General features: G+C 71.4%; 17 protein-coding genes. 13 read left to right on the plus strand and 4 right to left on the minus strand.

Annotated features, from left to right (window positions below; all coding sequences use genetic code 11):
• Nucleotides 1-31 precede the first annotated feature (31 nt).
• The 5 genes from LO931_RS16840 to LO931_RS16860 are packed head-to-tail and all read left to right on the plus strand — an operon-like array spanning nt 32 to nt 5,583.
• Nucleotides 32-1,273 (plus strand): extracellular solute-binding protein, encoded by a 1,242-nt coding sequence (locus LO931_RS16840; protein WP_229055018.1) that lies wholly within the window; start codon nt 32-34, stop codon nt 1,271-1,273.
• On the plus strand, nt 1,270-2,127 hold the full coding sequence (locus LO931_RS16845; protein ID WP_229055019.1) for a carbohydrate ABC transporter permease: 858 nt from the start codon (nt 1,270-1,272) through the stop codon (nt 2,125-2,127). The genes LO931_RS16840 and LO931_RS16845 overlap by 4 nt, the downstream gene beginning before the upstream one ends.
• Nucleotides 2,124-3,113, plus strand: coding sequence for an ABC transporter permease (locus LO931_RS16850; RefSeq protein WP_229055020.1), 990 nt, complete (start codon nt 2,124-2,126; stop codon nt 3,111-3,113). Before LO931_RS16845 ends, LO931_RS16850 begins: the two co-directional genes overlap by 4 nt.
• The gene (locus LO931_RS16855; protein WP_229055021.1) at nt 3,110-4,270 is read left to right on the plus strand and encodes an ABC transporter ATP-binding protein; all 1,161 of its coding nucleotides are present in this window, start codon (nt 3,110-3,112) and stop codon (nt 4,268-4,270) included. Before LO931_RS16850 ends, LO931_RS16855 begins: the two co-directional genes overlap by 4 nt.
• Complete coding sequence (locus LO931_RS16860) at nt 4,267-5,583, plus strand: DUF2079 domain-containing protein (protein WP_229055022.1); 1,317 nt, start codon at nt 4,267-4,269, stop codon at nt 5,581-5,583. The genes LO931_RS16855 and LO931_RS16860 overlap by 4 nt, the downstream gene beginning before the upstream one ends.
• A 180-nt stretch (nt 5,584-5,763) precedes the next feature.
• Here the strand turns inward: LO931_RS16860 and LO931_RS16865 are convergent, their stop codons facing one another.
• A complete protein-coding gene (locus LO931_RS16865; RefSeq protein ID WP_229055023.1) occupies nt 5,764-7,149 on the minus strand; it encodes an aspartate ammonia-lyase in 1,386 nt (461 codons plus the stop codon).
• 242 nt (nt 7,150-7,391) lie between these two features.
• Between LO931_RS16865 and LO931_RS16870 the strand changes: the two genes are divergently transcribed.
• The 7 genes from LO931_RS16870 to LO931_RS16900 are packed head-to-tail and all read left to right on the plus strand — an operon-like array spanning nt 7,392 to nt 14,745.
• Complete coding sequence (locus tag LO931_RS16870) at nt 7,392-8,177, plus strand: ABC transporter ATP-binding protein (RefSeq protein WP_304523522.1); 786 nt, start codon at nt 7,392-7,394, stop codon at nt 8,175-8,177.
• Nucleotides 8,174-9,064, plus strand: a complete 891-nt coding sequence (locus LO931_RS16875) for an ABC transporter ATP-binding protein (RefSeq protein WP_229055025.1) — start codon at nt 8,174-8,176, stop codon at nt 9,062-9,064. The genes LO931_RS16870 and LO931_RS16875 overlap by 4 nt, the downstream gene beginning before the upstream one ends.
• Nucleotides 9,061-10,935, plus strand: a complete 1,875-nt coding sequence (locus LO931_RS16880) for a long-chain fatty acid--CoA ligase (protein ID WP_229055026.1) — start codon at nt 9,061-9,063, stop codon at nt 10,933-10,935. Before LO931_RS16875 ends, LO931_RS16880 begins: the two co-directional genes overlap by 4 nt.
• Nucleotides 10,932-11,819 carry a branched-chain amino acid ABC transporter permease gene (locus tag LO931_RS16885; RefSeq protein ID WP_229055027.1) on the plus strand — a complete coding sequence of 296 codons (888 nt, stop codon included), beginning with the start codon at nt 10,932-10,934 and terminating at the stop codon, nt 11,817-11,819. The genes LO931_RS16880 and LO931_RS16885 overlap by 4 nt, the downstream gene beginning before the upstream one ends.
• Complete coding sequence (locus LO931_RS16890) at nt 11,816-13,006, plus strand: branched-chain amino acid ABC transporter permease (RefSeq protein WP_229055028.1); 1,191 nt, start codon at nt 11,816-11,818, stop codon at nt 13,004-13,006. The genes LO931_RS16885 and LO931_RS16890 overlap by 4 nt, the downstream gene beginning before the upstream one ends.
• A gap of 32 nt (nt 13,007-13,038) precedes the next feature.
• Nucleotides 13,039-14,331, plus strand: a complete 1,293-nt coding sequence (locus LO931_RS16895; RefSeq protein WP_229055029.1) for an ABC transporter substrate-binding protein — start codon at nt 13,039-13,041, stop codon at nt 14,329-14,331.
• Nucleotides 14,332-14,391: 60 nt separating this feature from the next.
• Nucleotides 14,392-14,745, plus strand: coding sequence for a VOC family protein (locus LO931_RS16900; protein WP_229055030.1), 354 nt, complete (start codon nt 14,392-14,394; stop codon nt 14,743-14,745).
• A gap of 60 nt (nt 14,746-14,805) precedes the next feature.
• Here the strand turns inward: LO931_RS16900 and LO931_RS16905 are convergent, their stop codons facing one another.
• From LO931_RS16905 to glpX, 3 genes are read right to left on the minus strand one after another with little or no spacing between them, the layout of a single operon-like run.
• Nucleotides 14,806-15,444, minus strand: a complete 639-nt coding sequence (locus LO931_RS16905) for an FMN-binding negative transcriptional regulator (protein WP_229055031.1) — start codon at nt 15,442-15,444, stop codon at nt 14,806-14,808.
• 13 nt (nt 15,445-15,457) lie between these two features.
• A complete protein-coding gene (locus LO931_RS16910; RefSeq protein ID WP_229055032.1) occupies nt 15,458-16,399 on the minus strand; it encodes an alpha/beta fold hydrolase in 942 nt (313 codons plus the stop codon).
• Nucleotides 16,400-16,433: 34 nt separating this feature from the next.
• On the minus strand, nt 16,434-17,441 hold the full coding sequence (gene glpX, locus LO931_RS16915; RefSeq protein ID WP_229055033.1) for a class II fructose-bisphosphatase: 1,008 nt from the start codon (nt 17,439-17,441) through the stop codon (nt 16,434-16,436).
• A gap of 106 nt (nt 17,442-17,547) precedes the next feature.
• On the opposite strand from glpX, the gene ftsE reads away from it, so the two are divergent.
• Entirely contained in the window at nt 17,548-18,237 is a 690-nt protein-coding gene (ftsE, locus tag LO931_RS16920) for a cell division ATP-binding protein FtsE (protein ID WP_229055034.1), read from the plus strand.
• Nucleotides 18,238-18,239: the final 2 nt, after the last annotated feature.

The raw sequence follows: 18,239 nt of genomic DNA on the forward strand, positions 1-18,239 counted from the left end.
CGTGCGCCCTTCCTTGTGCGACAGTGGTCCCGTGACCAGCCGAGGGAGGGCGCGCGTCGCTGCCCTCGCGGCGAGCGCCGTCGTCATGGGGAGCCTCGCGTCGTGTGCCGTGGGGGCGGACGACGCCGGTGACGGCGACCCCGAGAGCCTGCGCTGGTACGTCGACGACGCAGGTGCCTACGCCGCGGTCGCCCGGAGCTGCAGCGACGACTCGGAGGGGGCCTACCGCATCGAGCTCGTCGAGGCGCCCGCCTCCGCGCAGGAGCGCCGTACCGACCTCGTCCGGCGCCTCAGCACGGGCGACGACCTCGACCTGGTCGGCGTCGACACGGCCCTGGTCGGGGAGCTCGCGGGCACCGACCTCCTCGCCGACGTGCCGGCGGGTGTCGCGGCCGACCTGAAGGAGGGACGGTCGGAGTCCTCCGTCGCCGCGGTCACGGTCGACGGCACGCTCGTGGCGGCCCCGTGGTGGTACGAGCCGCAGGTGCTCTTCCACCGCGGCTCGGTCGCCGAACGGGCGGGTCTCGACATGACCGAGGCGGTCACGTGGGACCTCCTCAGCGCCGGAGCCGCGCGCGTCGGCGGGTCCGTCCAGGTGGCGGGCACGCCGGCCGACTGGGTGCGGGCCCTCGTGGCGGGGGCCGCCGACGAGCCCGACCTCGGTGTCGACGAGCTCCTCGAGGCGCTCGACGGCACGGCCGGCAGCGCCGCGGCGTCCGTCGTCCGCACGTACGCGGCCTCGCAGATCGGGCCCGGCCCGTCGGACGAGGCGGCGTCGACGTTCGCGGGACCCGGCGGGAGCTTCCTGGTCGGCCCCGTCTCGCTCGTGGCGTCCGACGCCCTGGCGCCGGTCCTCGGCGAGCTCCGCGTCGCCCCCTACCCGCTGACGTCGTCGACCTCCGAGACCTCCCGCCCGCCGCTCTCGGGCACCGCGCTGGCGGTGACGTCAGGGGCGGCGGATCTGGACACCGCCTTCGACGCCGTCACGTGCCTCACGGCGGCCCCCGCGCAGGCCGAGCTGGTGTCCGCCACCGGACACCTGCCCACGCTGGCGGAGGTGCTCACGTCGGCCGAGGTGGCCGATCTCGTGATCAGCCCGCAGGTCGTCGCCTCCGCACTGGCCGACGGTGCGCCCGAGCCTGCCTCCGCCGACTACGCGTCGCTCGCGCGGTCGATCGACACGACCTGGACGCCGGTCACGGCGGTGGGTCCCGAGACGCCGGCCGAGAGCGCTGCCGAGGCCCGCCGCCTGCGCGACGGAGGCCTGTCGTGAGCACCCTGGAGATCGTCGACGCACGCCGTCCGGCGACGCGGGGCCAGCTGCTCCGGGGCGCCCCTGGGCTGCTGCTGCTCCTGGCGGTCGTGCTCGTCCCGCTGGGGCGCCTCGTCTGGCTGTCGCTGACCGACTCGGGCCTGGGCGGCTCCGGCGGGTGGGTCGGGTTCGACCAGTACTCGGCCGTGCTCGGCTCCTCGCAGTGGTGGGCGACGATCGCCACGACCGCGGTCGTCACGGGCTCGCTCGTGCTGGTGCAGCTCGTGCTCGCCCTGGCCTTCGCGGTGGCGCTGTGGCACCTGTCGCTCGTGTGGTGGCCGGCGCGTCTGCTCGCTCTCGTGCCGGCCGGCATCGGTCTCGTCGTCGGAGCCCAGGCGGGTCGCGCCGCGGTCGACCGCGGCTTCCTCGCCACGTGGTTCGACCTCGACGGCTCCGGTCCGACCACGCTGCTGGTCGGCGTGGTGCTCGGTGAGCTCTGGCGCACGACCGGACTGGTCGTCGTGCTGGTGCACGCGGGCCTCTCCCGTGTCCCCGCACCGCTGCTCGACGCGGCGCTGGCCGACGGAGCCACGCCCTGGCAGCGGTGGTGGCGCGTCGTGTGGCCCGCGCTGGCCCCAGCCCTCGTGGCGATCTTGGTGTTCCGGCTGCTCGACGCCTGGCGGCTGCTCGACGGGCCGCTGCTGGTGCGTGAGCCGGGCTCGTTCCGCACCACCGGTTCCGCCCTGGTGGCCGACAACGCGTTCGGCACCTTCGCAACCGGACCGGCCGCGGCCGCCGGGGTGGTCCTGGTCGTGCTGGCGCTCGTGGGCGCCGGGCTGACCCTCGTGCTGGCGCGGTTGGTGAGGGCCCGATGACGCCCACGATCCCGTCGGTGCGCTCCCGGCTCTCGGCCTCGTTCGTCGCGTTCGTGCTGGGCTTCGCCCTCGCGAACCTCGCGATCTTCGCGGTCCCGCCGCCCGACCAGGTGCTCGGCGTCGTCGTGGCGGCGCTCCTCATGGCCACCGCCGCCTGGGGCGTGCTCGTGGCCGACTCGCCACGGCCGATCTCCGTCTGGGCCGTGCTCGGTGCCGAGGCGTTCGCCGTGTTCACGCTCGTCCCCCTGCTGTGGCTCGTCACCCTCGCGACGGGCGACGGTGGCACGCCGACCTCGCTCTGGCCCCAGGCCTGGGGCGGAGGCGGCTTCAGGTCGCTCGCCGACGACGGGGCCGTGCGGGACGCCGCCGCACTGTCCGTGTGCGCCGCAGGTCTGGCCACCCTGGTCGCCGCCCTGCCGTCGCTGGGCCTGGCGGCGCTGATCGTCCGCACCCGCTGGCTTCCGCGCCGCCTCGTGCGGACGATCGCGATCGCGTCCACCCTGCTGCCGGGCGTCGCCCTCGCCGTCGGCGGGGGTGACCTGGTGCTGGGGCTCGGAGGGCCCTTCGAGGGCTCCGCGCTGCTGCGGGTCGCCCTGGTCCAGCTCGCGATCGCCGTGCCGCTGACGACCTGGGTCTTCACCGCTGCACTGGGTGCCGTGCCGTGGAGCGTCGTCGACTCCGCCCGGGTCGACGGTGCCGGGCCATTCGGGATCGCCGTCCGCGTCCTGGTGCCCACCGTCGGGCCTGCGCTGGTCGTCGGCATGGCGCTCACCGTCGTCGTCACGGCGCAGGACCTAGCGCTGGCCGCGTCCGTCACCGGGCCCCAGTCCACCACCCTGCCGGTGCTGCTCCTGGACCGTGCCCAGGATCCGTCGTCGGTCGCGCTCGTCGCGGCCACCGGCATCTGCTGGGCCCTGCCCGTCGCGCTCCTGGCGCTCGTGGTCCCCCGCACCATCACCCGACTTCTGGGAGGGTCGTACCGATGAGTTCCCTGCAGCTGCGCGGCGTCACCGTGCTCGGGCCCGGCGGCCAGCCGCTGCTCGACGCCGTCGACCTGGACCTCGCCGACGGTGAGTCCGTGGCCGTGATCGGTCCGTCGGCCCTGGCTCGCACGACGTTGCTCCGCACGATCGCGGGGCTCCAGGCGCCCGACTCCGGCGAGGTCCTGATCGATGACGTCGACGTCACCGGGCGTGGTCCACGCCGCCGCGACGTCGCCATGGTCTTCGCCGACCACGCCCTGCACCCGCGGCGCGATGCGCTCGACAACCTCACGTTCGCGGCCACGCTGCGCCGTCGCCACGACCGCGAGCAGCTGGCCGAGCGGGTCGAGCAGGTCGTCGACGAGCTCGCGCTGCGCGACGTCCTCGACCTGCGTCCGGACCGGCTGGGCGCCGACCAGCAGCAGCGCGTCGCGATCGGTCGCAGTCTCGTGCGCGACGCGAGCGTGTGGTTGTTCGACGACCCGTTCGCCGCGCAGTCGGAGCGGGTCCGGCCGCACCTGCGCTCGGTCGTGCTGCATTGGCAGGCCGAGCGGGAGCGCACCTCGCTGGTCGCGACCTCGTCGGTCGACGAGGCCCTCAGCCTCGCCACTCGCGTCGCGGTGCTCCACCAGGGCCGCATCCGGCAGGTCGGATCGCCGGACGACCTGTACGACCGACCGGCCGACATGTTCGTCGCCGGCTACCTCGGCTCACCACCGATGAACCTGCTGCCCGCGTTCCGCGACGGCGACCAGCTGGTCACACCGCTCGCGACGATCTTCGTCGACGAGCGGCTCGGTCGCGCGATCGGGGACCGTCCCGTCGTGATCGCCGGCGTGCGCCCCGAGGACTGCCGTGACGCGACCCGCGGCGGGGTCGACGTCGCCGGGGGCGTGGAGTTCACGACGCGGGTCGACGACGTGGAGTGGCGCGCCCGCACTCAGTACGCCTTCCTGGGCTTCGACCTCGACCCGGCGCTGGCCGAGGTGCTGGACGAGGTCGAGGAGATGTTCGAGTTCGACCTCTTCCAGGACTTCCTGGTGGCGGAGGTGCCGTCGGGCACGACGGTGCGCGCCGGTCAGTCGCTGCACGTCGTCGTCCCGCACGACGCGATCGCCCTGTTCGACCCGGACACGGGCGAGAACCTCACGCTGGGATGACGCGGGAGCGGGTCCTCGCGGCCGTCGTGGCCGGCGTGGCCGCGGTCGCCTACGGCGTCCTCGCGCTGCGACACCTGGCGCGGTTCGAGGTGCGGTCGTGGGACCTGGCGATCTTCGAGCAGGCGATCAGCGGGTACGCCGATCTATCGGCCCCGATCGTCGACGTGAAGGGCCCGGACTTCCACGTCCTGGGCGACCACTTCTCGCCCGTCACCGCGCTCGCGGCGCCCGTCTACCGCCTCTTTCCCGGCCCGGAGACGCTGCTGGTCGTGCAGGTGCTGCTGGTCTCGTGGGCGATCTACGTCGTCACGGCGCTGGCCCTCCGGCGGCTCGGCACGACGCTCGGACTGGTGCTCGGCCTGCTGTGCGCGACGTCGTTCGGCGTTCAGGCGGCGATCGACGCCGAGTTCCACGAGGTGGCCTTCGCGGCGCCGCTCCTGGCTCTGGCAGGCGCGGCCTGGGTGGAGCGGCGCTACACGGCCGTGGCGGCCTGGAGCGTCCCGCTGGTCTTCGTGAAGGAGGACCTCGGCATCACGGTGATGGTCGTCGGTGCCCTGCTCTGGTGGGTGGGGGAGCGGCGGCTCGGACTGATCACGGCCGGTGCTGGTGCCGCCGGGTTCGTGCTGGCGGTGCTCGTGGTGCTGCCGGCCTTCAACGACGCCGGCCAGTACGCGTACACCGGCAACCTGGGGGGCGAGTCAGGCCTGCTCGAGACCGTGGTGGCCGAGCCCGCCACGAAGATCGGCGCGCTGCTGCTGACCTTCGCGATCACGGGATTCGCGGCGTTGTGGTCGCGGTGGGTGCTCGTCGTGGTGCCGACGTTCCTGTGGCGGTTCGCGGGCGACGTGCCGACGTACTGGGGCATCGAGTGGCACTACTCGCTCGTGCTGATGCCGGTGGTCTTCTGCGCCGCGGTCGAGGCGATCGAGCGCGTCCCGCGCACGCGGTGGCTCGTGCCCGTCGGGGTCGGCGTCTCGGCGGTGCTGTTCGTGGGCTCCCCGCTCACCGAGCTCGCCGACGCCGAGACCTACCGCGACACGCCCCGCGCCGAGGCGGCCCGCGCCGCGATCGACCTGATCCCCGCGGGAGCGAGCGTCGAGACCGACATCGCCCTCCTCAGCCACGTCGTCACCGACCACCAGGCCTACTGGACCGGCACGATCGGCGACGTCACGCCCGAGTACGTCCTGTTCGACACCGGCGTCGGGATCGGCTCACCCCTGGAGCCCACGACCTGGGCCGAGAGCGAGCACGGCGGCACGTGGACCACGGTCTACTCCGAGGAAGGCATCGTGCTCGCCCGCCAGGAGTGATGTGCAGCCAGATGTGTGCACGAACCGACCTGAAATTGCCCACTCGAGGTCGGAAAGTGCACACATCTGGGGGAGGTGGTCAGGTGCGCCGGGCCGCGACCGACCGTCCCTGGTCCATGCCGCTTGTCCGTCACCACGGCATCCGGTCCGGTGACGGGCGGTTCACGGGCTCGCCCAGGCTCAGGGGTGGGTCATGCTCATGACGTCGAGGGCCGTGTCGAGCTGCTCCTCGGTGAGGTCGCCGCGCTCGACGTAGCCCTCCTGCACGACGACCTCGCGGATCGTCTTGCGCTCCTTGACCGCGATCTTGGCGACCTTGGCCGCGTTCTCGTAGCCGATGTGGCGGTTGAGGGGGGTGACGACCGAGGGGCTCGACTCGGCGAGCTCCAGGCAGCGCTCCTCGTTGGCCGTGATGCCGTCGATGCAGCGGTCGGCCAGCACGCGTGAGGCGTTGCCGATGAGGCGGATCGACTCCAGGATGTTGCGGCCGATCACGGGCAGCATGACGTTGAGCTCGAACGAGCCCGACGCGCCGGCCGTCGCGATCGTCGCGTCGTTGCCGATGACCTGCGCCGCGACCATGAGCGTCGCCTCGGGCAGGACCGGGTTGACCTTGCCGGGCATGATGCTCGAGCCGGGCTGCAGGTCGGGCAGGTTGATCTCGCCCAGACCCGTGCGGGGGCCGGAGCCCATCCAGCGCAGGTCGTTGCAGATCTTCGTGAGGCTGACCGCGATGGTCCTCAGCTGGCCCGAGAGCTCGACCAGGCCGTCGCGGGCGCTCTGCGCCTCGAAGTGGTCGCTCGCCTCGGTGATCGGCAGGCCCGTGCGCTCGGCCAGCAGCTCGATGACGCGCTGGGGGAAGCCGATGGGGGTGTTGATGCCGGTGCCGACCGCGGTGCCGCCGAGCGGGACCTCGGCCGCGGCCGGGAGCGCCGACTCGACGCGACCGATGCCCTTGCGGATCTGTGCGGCGTAGCCGCCGAACTCCTGGCCCAGCGTGACGGGCGTGGCGTCCATCAGGTGGGTGCGGCCCGACTTCACGACCTGCGCGAACTCGGAGGCCTTGCGCTCGAGGCTCTGCGCGAGGTGGTCGAGCGCCGGCAGCAGCTCGTTCGTGGCCGAGGCGGTCGCGGCGACGTGGATCGAGGTCGGGAAGACGTCGTTGCTCGACTGCGAGGCGTTGACGTGGTCGTTCGGGTGCACCTCGCTGCCCAGCGTGCGGGTGGCGAGCGTCGCGATGACCTCGTTGGTGTTCATGTTGCTCGACGTGCCCGAGCCGGTCTGGAAGACGTCGATCGGGAAGTGCGCGTCGTGCTGGCCCGTGGCGACCTCCTCGGCGGCGGAGACGATCGCGGCGGCGACGTCGGCGTCGAGGATGCCCAGCTCGGCGTTGGCCGAGGCGCAGGCGGCCTTGATCTGCGCGAGCGCCTTGATCTGGGCCGACTCGATGGGCGTGCCGGAGATCGGGAAGTTCTCGACGGCTCGCTGCGTCTGGGCTCGCCAGAGGGCGTCGGCCGGGACGCGGACCTCGCCCATGGTGTCGTGCTCGATGCGGTACTCAGTCATGAGGCAGACCTTACTGTCCGCCGTTCCGAGACGGTCCAGGAGTTCTCCTGTCGCCGCTCGAGCCTCCCCTGGACGCTCGATTTCACGCCTGGACGGGAGATGGATGCATCAGGCAACGGGTGTGTTCAGAAAGTTCGGCCGACTTCGGCGATTTGCTTGCGGCTGACCTGTGACGTGGGACACACTCTGGCCACACCGTGTGACGCGAGTCACTGTTGAGGGAGAGGGTGGGGATTCCGGTCGTGCTGAGCGTGAAGAATCTCGAAGTCGTCTACGACGACGTCGTCCTGGCTGCCAGGGGGGTGTCGCTGGAGGTCCCGGACGGGAAGATCGTCGCTCTGCTGGGTGCAAACGGCTCCGGCAAGACCACCGTCCTCCGTGCGCTCTCGGGGATGCTCGACATCCACGAGGGCTCGATCCGCAAGGGCGCCGTCTACCTGGGCGACGAGGACGTCAGCGCCCTGAGCCCCACGGCCCTCGCCAAGCGAGGCGTGCGGCACGTGCTCGAGGGTCGGCGCGTCTTCAAGGAGCTCAGCGTCGAGGAGAACCTGCGGGTCGGCGCCCACGTGGCCCGCAAGGACCTCAAGACCAACCTCGCCCGGGTCTACGACCTCTTCCCGCGCCTGCAGGAGCGTCGCTCCGGGCAGGCCGGCTACCTCTCGGGCGGCGAGCAGCAGATGCTCGCCATCGGGCGGTCGATGATGTCGGACCCCCGGTTCCTCCTGCTCGACGAGCCGAGCCTGGGCCTCGCCCCGCTGGTCGTGGCGCAGATCCGCGACATCATCGTCGAGATCAACGCCCAGGGCACCGGGGTGCTGCTGGTCGAGCAGAACGCCACGATGGCGCTGCAGATCGCGCACCACGGCTACGTCGCCGAGACCGGTCGCATCGTGATGGACCGTCCGGCCGCCCAGCTGCTCGCCGACGACGACATCCGCGAGTTCTACCTCGGCCTCGGTGCCGAGGGCGACCGCACCAGCTACCGCGACCTCAAGCACTACCGGCGACGGAAGAGGTGGGCGTCATGAGCACCCCGACGACGGGTGGTGCGCACGCCGCACCGCGGGAGCCGGTCCTCACGGTCGAGGACGTGCAGCTGAAGTTCGGTCAGGTCACCGCGATCGACGGCGTGAGCTTCGAGGTGCTGCCCGACGAGCTGTTCGCCGTGATCGGCCCGAACGGCGCCGGCAAGACCAGCATCTTCAACGTCATCTCGGGCGTCTACCGGCCCCAGCAGGGGCGGCTGACGCTCGACGGCAAGCGGCTGGACGGGGCGCGGCCGGCCGCGATCGCCCGCCGCGGGGTCGCCCGCACGTTCCAGAACATCGAGCTCTTCGCGAACCTGACGGTCATCGACAACCTCATGCTGGGCCGCCACCAGCACATCGGCTACGGCACGCTCTCGGCCCTCGTCTGGCTCGGCCGGGCGCGCAAGGCCGAGCTGCAGCACCGCCGTGCCGTCGAGGAGATCGTCGACTTCCTGGGTCTCGCCGCCTGGCGCGCGATGCCCGTCGGCCTGCTGCCGTACGGCGTGCAGAAGCGCGTCGAGCTCGGCCGCGCCCTGGCCATGGAGCCCCGCCTGCTGCTGCTCGACGAGCCGGTGGCCGGCATGAACCTGGAGGAGACCGAGGACATGGCCCGGTTCATCTCCGACATCCGCGGCGAGCTGGGGGTCTCGATGATCATGGTCGAGCACGACATGGGCCTGGTCATGGACCTCGCCGACCGCGTCATGGTGCTGGACTTCGGCGTGCCCGTCACGACCGGCACGCCCGCCGAGGTGCAGCGCGACCCGCGGGTCGTCGCGGCCTACCTGGGCGGCGATCTCGACACCGTGCCCGACGCCCCGGCGGCCGACGCCACCCCGGCGGAGATCCACTCCGCCGCCGTCGAGGCCGAGGAGGTGCGCCCGTGACCGCGCTCGAGACCGCACCGGCAGCGGTGCACGTCGACGACACCATCGTCACGCGGGTCCGTGACCGCGCGGCCCGCTCGCCCCACGGCATCGCGATGCGCCGCAAGGACTACGGCGTCTGGCAGGAGATCACCTGGGCCGAGTACTGGGGCCTCGTCGTGACGGTCGGGCACGGCCTGCTCGCGCTGGGCGTGGAGCCGGGCGACCGGGTCTCGATCCAGTCCGAGAACCGGCCCGAGTGGCTGATCCTCGACCTCGCGACGGTCGCGGTCCGCGGCACGACGGTGGGTCTCTACCCCACCAACCCGGCCGCGGAGGTCGGATACCTGCTGGGCCACAGCGGGGCGAAGGTGCACCTCGCGGAGGACCAGGAGCAGCTCGACAAAGCGCTCGACGTCGCCGACCAGACGCCCGACCTGCAGCACCTGATCCACGTGGAGCCCCGCGGCATCGTGGGTCGCTACGACGAGCCCCGACTGCGCTCGTGGACCCACCTGCTCGAGCTCGGCGCGGAGCACCGTGCGGCGCACCCGGGTGCGGTCGAGGCGCTCATCGAGCAGGCGCAGCCCGACGACGTCATGACGCTCGTCTACACGTCCGGCACGACGGGACCGCCCAAGGGCGCGATGCTCACGTTCGCGAACTGTGCGTTCGCGATGCACACGGTCTTCGACCGGAACAGCTTCGTCGACCCGGCCCCGGGCGAGGACGACCTCACGCTGTCATACCTGCCTCTGTGCCACGTCGCCGAGCGCTTCTTCAGCACGTGGTTCAACGCGGGTGCCGGGGTGCAGACGAACTTCGCCGAGTCGATCGACACGGTGCCGGCCAACCTCCGCGAGATCCAGCCCACGCTGTTCTTCGCCGTGCCGCGCATCTGGGAGAAGCTGCTCGCGACGGCGCGCATCAAGCTCGACTCGGCCACCCGGGTCAAGCGCGCCTACGCGCGGTTCTGGATGAAGCAGGCCGACCACATCGGCGCCGTGCTCGTCGAGAACGGCGGCAGCCACACCGTCGGCACCCGCATCCGCTACGCGATCGGCTGGCCGCTGTTCTTCCGCGCGCTCCAGAGCCGCCTGGGCCTGCGCCGCGTGCGGTACGCCTCGAGCGGCGCGGCGCCGATCGCGCCCGACGTGCTCCGCTTCTTCATGGGCATCGGCGTCAAGGTGCACGAGGTCTACGGGATGACCGAGAACACGGCCGTCGCCACCGCCAACCGCCCGGGTCGGGTCAAGCTCGGCACGGTGGGGGAGCCGCTCGAGGGAGCCGAGGTCCGTCTCGACGACCAGACCGGTGAGGTCCTCACCCGTCACGCCGGGAACTTCGCCGGCTACTGGCGCAACCCCGAGGCCACCGCCCAGGCCGTCGACGCCGACGGGTGGCTCCACACCGGCGACGTCGGCACGTGGGTCGACGGCACGCACCTGGCGATCACCGACCGCATGAAGGACATCATCATCACCTCGGGCGGCAAGAACGTCTCGCCCTCGGAGATCGAGAACGCGCTCAAGGCGTCGCCGTTCGTCAAGGAGGCCGTCGTCGTCGGCGACGGCCGCAAGTACCTCGCGGCGCTGATCGGCATCGAGCTCGACACGGTCGGGGAGTGGGCGCAGCGCCGCGGTCTCGGCTTCACGACCTACCACGACCTCAGCCGCAAGCCCGAGGTCCTCGAGCTCGTGCAGGGCGTCGTCAAGGAGGTCAACGCGCAGTTCTCCTCCGTCGAGCAGCTCAAGGACTTCCGGCTGCTGCCGAAGGAGCTCGACCACGAGGACGGCGAGCTGACCGCGACCCAGAAGGTGAAGCGGTCGGCGATCAACCAGATCTTCGGCGAGCTCATCGCCGAGATGTACACGACCGGGGGAGCGTCATGACGGGGTTCCTGACCGCGTTCTCCGGGGGACTCGGCCAGGGCGCGATCTACGTCCTGCTGGCCCTCGGGTTCGTCATCATCTACAAGTCGATGAAGGTCGTCAGCTTCGCGCAGCCGGCGTTCATGATGGCCGGGGCCATCCTGGTCAGCTACCTGACCCCGCGTTTCGGCTTCTGGCTCGCCGTCGTGCTCGGCACGCTCGGCATCGCGCTCGTGGCGCTGGCCGTCGAGCGCGTCGCGATCCGGCCGATGGTCGGCAAGGCGGTCTTCGTCATCGCCATCATCACGATCGGCGTCGACATCGTGGTCCGCGTCGTGGCAGGGGCCTTCGTCGGCACCGACCCGCTCTTGGTGGGCGACCCGTGGGGTCTCGACACCGTCTTGATCGGCGACGTCCAGGTGCAGCAGCGACACATCGCCGCGCTCATCGCCATGGTGGTCGTGGTCGTCGCGCTGATGCTGTTCTTCCGCCTGAGCTCGACCGGACTCGCGATGCGGGCCGCGGCCCTCGACCAGGAGGCCGCGATGGCGCAGGGCGTCAGCGTCGGTGCGGTCTTCGCGCTCTCGTGGGCCCTCGCGGGCGGCCTGGCCGCTCTGGCCGGGGTGTTCGCCGCGGCCGGCAACCCGATCGACCAGACGTTCTGGGTGGTCGCGCTCGCCGCGCTGCCGGTCATCATCGTCGGCGGGCTCGACTCGCTGGGTGGCGCCGTCGTCGCCGGGCTCCTGGTCGGGGTCGTCGAGGCGCTCGTGCGGGCCTATCACAGCGACCTGTTCCCGAACCTGTCCACCAACACGGGCACCCTCGCGCCCTACGTCCTGATGATGGTCGTGCTCCTCGTGCGACCTCATGGACTCTTCGGCACGAAGGAGGTCGAGCGCGTATGAGCACGATCTCGCCCCAGAGGAAGTCGGGCCAGAGGAAGTCGGCCCAGAAGCCCGAGGGCACGGCGCCGGAGGCCCGCCGCTCCCGCCGTGTGTGGGGCCGGCCCGACCTCTACACGTCGTACCGCCAGGACATGGCGATGCTCAACACGCGGCCCAAGCAGCTGGGCGTGCTGGCCATCGTGGTGCTCGCCGCACTGCTGCCGCTGACGACCTCCGACGACCTGCTCAAGATCCTCGGCACCGGTCTGGTGCTGGCGATCGGCGCGATCGGCCTGAACCTGCTCGTCGGGTACGCGGGCCAGGTGTCCCTGGGGCACGCGTTCTTCGTCGGGGTGGGCGCGTACGCCGCCTCGGCCATCGCGGGTGACCCGGAGGGCCGCTACATCGGCTTCGGCATCGACGTCGTGCCGGTCTGGATCCTCGGCGGCGGCATCGCAGCGGCCCTCGCGGGAGCGCTCGTCGCGCCCATCGCGACCCGGCTGCGGGGCCTCTACCTCGCGATCGTGACCCTCGGGCTCGTCGTCATCGGCGGCTACATCTTCACGGAGTGGCGCGACCTCTCCGGCGGCGCCCAGGTGGGCCGCGAGGCCCCGCAACCGGTCATCCTCGGCTCCGACCTCACGCGCGACGGCGCCTTCACGCAGGAGCAGAAGCTCTACTGGCTGTTCCTGGTCGTGCTGATCATCTCGGCGGTGCTCGCCCGCAACGTGGCGCGCTCGCGCATCGGCCGGGCCTTGGCCGCGGTGCGCGACCGCGACGTCGCGGCCGGCGTGATGGGCGTGGAGCTCGGCAAGTACAAGCTCATCGCCTTCGTGCTGTCCTCGTTCTTCGCCGGGGTGTGCGGGTCGCTGCTGTTCGTCGCCAACGGGGTCTTCGGGCCCGAACGGTTCACGCTGCTGCTGTCGGTGCAGTTCATCGCGATGGTGCTGATCGGCGGCGTCGCCACGATCTCCGGCTCGATCATGGGCGCGATGCTCATCGCGCTCCTGCCGCGCATCTCCGCCGAGCTGCCCTCGTTCCTGCCGTTCATCACGTCGGCGGCCAACGAGCACCCGAACATCTTCGAGGTCGAGATCGCGCTCTACGGCGCGCTGATCGTGATGTTCCTGCTGTTCGAGCCACGGGGCTTGTTCGGCATCTGGGTCCGCATCCGGACCTACTGGAAGAGCTTCCCCTTCTCCTACTGAGTCGGGGCGAGAGAAAAGATGGAGGAACTCCCATGAACCGAACGATTCGACGGCTCTCCGTAGCCGCCGTGGTCTCGGCCCTCGTCCTGACCGCCTGCGGGCGTGGGGGCGACGACGACAGCGGCGGAGGCGACGGCGCGACCGGCCCCGGCGTGACCGAGGAGCCGTGTCCCGACGCGGTCGACGACACCAAGGGCTGCATCTACCTGGGAACGATCAGCGACCTCACCGGTGCCTTCAAGGGCGTCGGCGTGCCGCTGACGGCCGGCGGGGCGGCGTTCTGGCAGTACGTCAACGAGAACGGCGGCGTCGGCGGGTACGAGGTCAACGTGACCGAGTACGTCCGTGACAACGCCTACAACCCCGAGGTCCACGCGCAGGTCTACTCCGAGATCAAGGAGGACGTCCTGGCCATGGCGCAGTCGCTCGGCACGGTCGCCACGGAGGCCATGCTGATGGACGCCGACGCCGAGGAGCTGCTCGTCGTCCCGGCCACGCTGGGATCCAACTGGTACTTCGAGGACCGTGTCCTGGAGCTCGGCACGAGCTACTGCGCCGAGGCCATGAACGCGGTCGACTACGGCGTCGACGAGCTCGAGGCCGACAAGGTCGCCGTCGTCCACTTCCCGGGCGACTACGGCGACGACGCCATGGTCGGTGCCCGCATCGCGGCCGAGGAGCGCGGAGTCGAGTTCACCGACATCCAGACCGGCCCCGGCGCGGACCAGCAGGCTGCGGCCGTGAAGGCGGTCGTCGACTCCGAGGCCGACCTGGTCGTCATCGCCACGGGTCCGCTCGAGGTCGCTGCGGTCGTCGGCGGCTCGGTCCAGCAGGGATTCAAGGGCAAGTTCGTCGGCTCGATCCCGACCTGGAACGCGGCGCTGCTGCAGTCGCCGGCCGGCCCGGCCCTGCAGGCCTCCTACCTGTGGGCGACGTCGTTCCCGCTGTGGGACACCGAGAGCGCGGGCTTCGAGGCCATGCGTGCCGCGAACGGCGACGCGACGCCGAACGACTACTTCGCGCTCGGCTGGACCGGTGGCTACATCATGAAGGCGGTGCTGGAGCAGGCGATCGAGAACGACGACCTGACCCGCGCAGGCCTGCTCGAGGCGGCCACGGGTCTGGACGGCATCGACAGCGAGGGGATGCTGCCGGAGGGCAGCGCCAACTACGCCGGTGACGCCAACGACGCCGCCGTCCGGGCCACCCAGCTCGGCGTCCCGACGCCGGGGACCAGCACGGGCATCGCGCCGTCGGTGGACTTCTTCACCGGCCCGACCGCCGAGGGCTACGACTTCCAGGAGGCCTGCTACCTCCAGAAGTAGTCCGCACGAACGCTGGGCCGTCCGACGGATTCTGTCCGTCGGGCGGCCTAGCGTCGTCGTATGAGCACCCACCACATGCTCGACTACGTCGAGATCCCTGCCCCTGACCTCGCCGCCGCCAAGGCCTTCTACGGATCCGCGTTCGGCTGGTCGTTCGTCGACTACGGCGACGCGTACGTCGGCTTCAGCTCCGGCGGCTCCGGTGAGGAGGACGGCGGCTTCGACCCCGCCGGCACGCCATCGGCCTCCGGCCCCCTCGTGCAGGTCTACTCCGACGACCTCGAGGCCTCGGTCGCCGCGGTCCGCGAGGCCGGCGGCACCGTCGTCGACGAGCCCTTCGCCTTTCCCGGCGGCCGACGGTTCCACTTCACCGACCCCGCCGGCAACCGGCTGGGCGCCTGGTCGCGACAGTAGGCACGCCCGCCCCCTGAGGTGCGACGATGGAGCCTCGACGGGGCACCGTCACCACGGGCCTCAGTCGTCGTCCCGCGCCCGCTCCATGTCGTCGGCCAGGGCGGGATGCGAGTACGGCCCGGGCGCGCGCAGGTGGTCGATGACGTTCTGCACCGACTGCGCGTCCTTGTCCTGGCTCAGCTTGGCCTTGACCTCGAACCGCGAGACCGGGATGCGCAGGCCGACCGTTCCGCGGGCCACGGGGGCACCCCACGCCCGGTCGAGCCACATCGGCTCGTCGACGTGCTGCTCGAAGTGCGCCACGAGGGTCACGAGTGTCTCGAGGTTCTCCTCGGGCGTCAGCACCTCCGGCACGCCCCAGAGGTGCGCCACGGTGAAGTTCCAGGTCGGTGCCTTCGAGGCGCCGGGGGAGTACCAGCTCGGCGACACGTAGCCGTGCGGGCCCTGCACGATCACGAGCACCTCGCGCCCCTCCGACGCGGCCGCATCGAGCTCGTGGATGCGCTCGTCGGGTCGGCCCAGGTGCGTCAGCACCACGAGCTCGCCGCGCTCGGCCGCGGCGGTGTCGAGCACCACGGGATAGTGCGAGGCCGCGGGGCCGGTCGAGGTCGAGCTGACGATCGTCGCGAAGCCCTCCTGCGCCACCAGGTCGCGGACGAAGGCGGGGTCGTCGACGGCGTGCTTCGGGTTGGGGCGCACGGTCAGTGCCCCGTCACGAGGTGCGCGCGATCGTGTCGGTGATCGCCGCGACGAACGTGTCCCACAGGGCTGGGGGCAGGTCGTGGCCCATGCCCTCGATCGTGCGCAGCTCGGCGCCAGGAATGGCGTCGGCCGTCGCCCGGCCGCCCGACGGATGCACCAGGCGGTCGGCCGTGCCGTGCACGACCGTGACCGGCAGCTCCAGCCGTCCGAGGGCCGCCGTGCGGTCGGGCTGGGTCAGGATCGCCATCATCTGGCGGAGCACGCCGCTGGCGCTGTAGCCGCGGTCGTAGGTGACCTCGGCCCGCAGGCGAGCGGCCTCCGCGTCCGGCGGGTAGCCGGGGGAGCCGATCAGGGCCGACGAGGCGATCGAGCTGGCGATGTACGCGTCGCGCGTGGGCCCGCTGCGGCGCAGCAGGTACGGGATCAGGCGCGGGTCCTGCCACCCCACGGTGCGTCGGCCCGTCGTCGACATGATCGAGGTCAGGCTCAGCACCCGCTCGGGCGACTCGATCGCCACGGTCTGCGCGATCATGCCGCCCATCGAGACGCCCACGACGTGCGCCGCGTCAATCTGCAGCGCGTCGAGAAGCCCGGTGGCGTCGGTCGCCAGGTCGCTGATCGAGTACGGAGCCTTCACGGCCAGGTCGATCGGACCGAGCCGCAGCGGCGGCAGCCCCAGGAACGCCCGCACGACGTCGGTGCGCCCGAGCTGGTGCTGGCGCAGCTTGGTGGAGCGGCCCGTGTCGCGGTTGTCGTACCGGATCACGAAGAAGCCGCGCTCCGCCAGCAGCGTGCAGAGCGCGTCGTCCCACCAGCCCATCGGGCCGCTGAGCCCCATGACCAGCAGGATCGCGGGGTCGCCCGCGTCGCCGAAGGTCTGGTAGCAGAGGTCGAGACCCGACGGCAGGCTGGCGAACAGCTCGTCGGAGATCGCGACAGTGCTGGCGGTCATGGCCCCTCCTGCGTGGTTCGGTGCTCGTCGTGGCTCAGTGCTCGTAGTCGATCGTGGAGTACGCCTTGAGCTTGCTCAGCTTGTGCTCGCTGTGGATCTTGCGGATCGTGCCGCTGCGCGAGCGCATGACGAGCGACTCGGTGATCGCCGCGCCCTTCGTGTACCGGACGCCCGCCAGGAGGTCGCCGTCGGTGATGCCCGTCGCGACGAAGAAGCAGTCGTCGGCCGTGACGAGGTCGTCGGTGTGCAGGATGCGGTCGAGGTCGTGGCCGGCGTCGATGGCCCGCTGGCGCTCCTCGTCGTCCTTGGGCCACAGGCGCGTCTGCAGCACGCCGCCCAGCGCCTTCATGGCGCAGGCGGTGATGATGCCCTCCGGCGTGCCACCGACGCCGACCATGAGGTCGACCCCGGTGTCGGGACGGGCGGCGCTGATGGCGCTGGCGACGTCGCCGTCGGTGATGAACTTGATGCGGGCGCCTGCGGCACGGACCTGCTCCACCAGGTCCGCGTGGCGCGGACGCTCGAGGATGCACACCGTGACGTCGCTGTGGGAGACGCCCTTCGTGCGGGCGATGATGTCGATGTTCTCGGCTACCGGGAGCCGGATGTCGATCAGGTCGCCGAACTCGGGCCCGGCCGCGATCTTCTCCATGTAGAACACCGCGGACGGGTCGTACATCGAGCCGCGCGGGGCCACCGCCATGACGCTGATGGCGTTGGGCATGCCCTTGGCCGTCAGGGTGGTGCCGTCGATCGGGTCGACCGCGACGTCGCACTCGGGGCCGTTGCCGTCGCCGACCTGCTCCCCGTTGAACAGCATGGGCGCCTCGTCCTTCTCGCCCTCGCCGATCACGACGACACCGTTCATCTCGACGGTGTTGATGAGGGTGCGCATCGCGTTGACGGCGACGCCGTCGGCGCCGTTCTTGTCGCCACGGCCCACCCACCGTCCGGCGGCCATGGCTCCGGCCTCGGTGACCCGGACGAGGTCCAGGGCAAGGTTGCGATCGGGCGCTTGGTCAGCTGGCTGCAGGCTCTCCACGGCCGCAGCCTACCGGCGCGCGCGGGGACTCGCGTCAACGGCAGGGCGGCGCGCGCGGCCCCGCGGGTCCGGGGGACCTGGGGGTGTTCTGCCTAGACTCGGGCGAGTGATTCGCTTCGACCACGTCACCAAGACGTACTCCGGACAGAAGCGCCCTGCCCTCGACGGCCTCGACCTCGAGATCGCGAAGGGCGAGTTCGTCTTCCTCGTCGGTGCCTCGGGCTCCGGCAAGTCGACGTTCCTGCGGTTGATCCTGCGTGAGGAGCAGCCGTCCGAGGGTCGCGTCTTCGTGGCCGGCAAGGAGATCAACAAGCTCTCGAGCTGGAAGGTCCCGAAGCTGCGCCGCCAGGTCGGCACGGTGTTCCAGGACTTCCGCCTGCTGCCGAACCGCACGGTGAACGAGAACGTGGCGTTCGCGCTGCAGGTCATCGGCCGCTCGCGCGCCGAGATCGACGCGGTCCTGCCCGAGACCCTCGAGCTCGTGGGCCTGGAGGGCAAGGGCCACCGTCTGCCGAACGAGCTGTCCGGTGGCGAGCAGCAGCGCGTCGCCGTGGCGCGGGCATTCGTCAACCGTCCCAAGATCCTGATCGCCGACGAGCCCACCGGAAACCTCGATCCCGCCACCAGCGTGGGCATCATGAAGCTGCTCGACCGGATCAACCGCACCGACACCACCGTCGTGATGGCCACGCACGACTCCTCGATCGTCGACCAGATGCGCAAGCGCGTCATCGAGCTCGACGACGGGCGCGTCATCCGCGACGAGGCCCGCGGCATCTACGGCTACCAGAGCTGAGG

Origin of the sequence: Aeromicrobium sp. Leaf350 (assembly GCF_916858655.1) — a bacterium.
In the GTDB taxonomy this organism is placed as follows: Bacteria; Actinomycetota; Actinomycetes; order Propionibacteriales; family Nocardioidaceae; genus Aeromicrobium.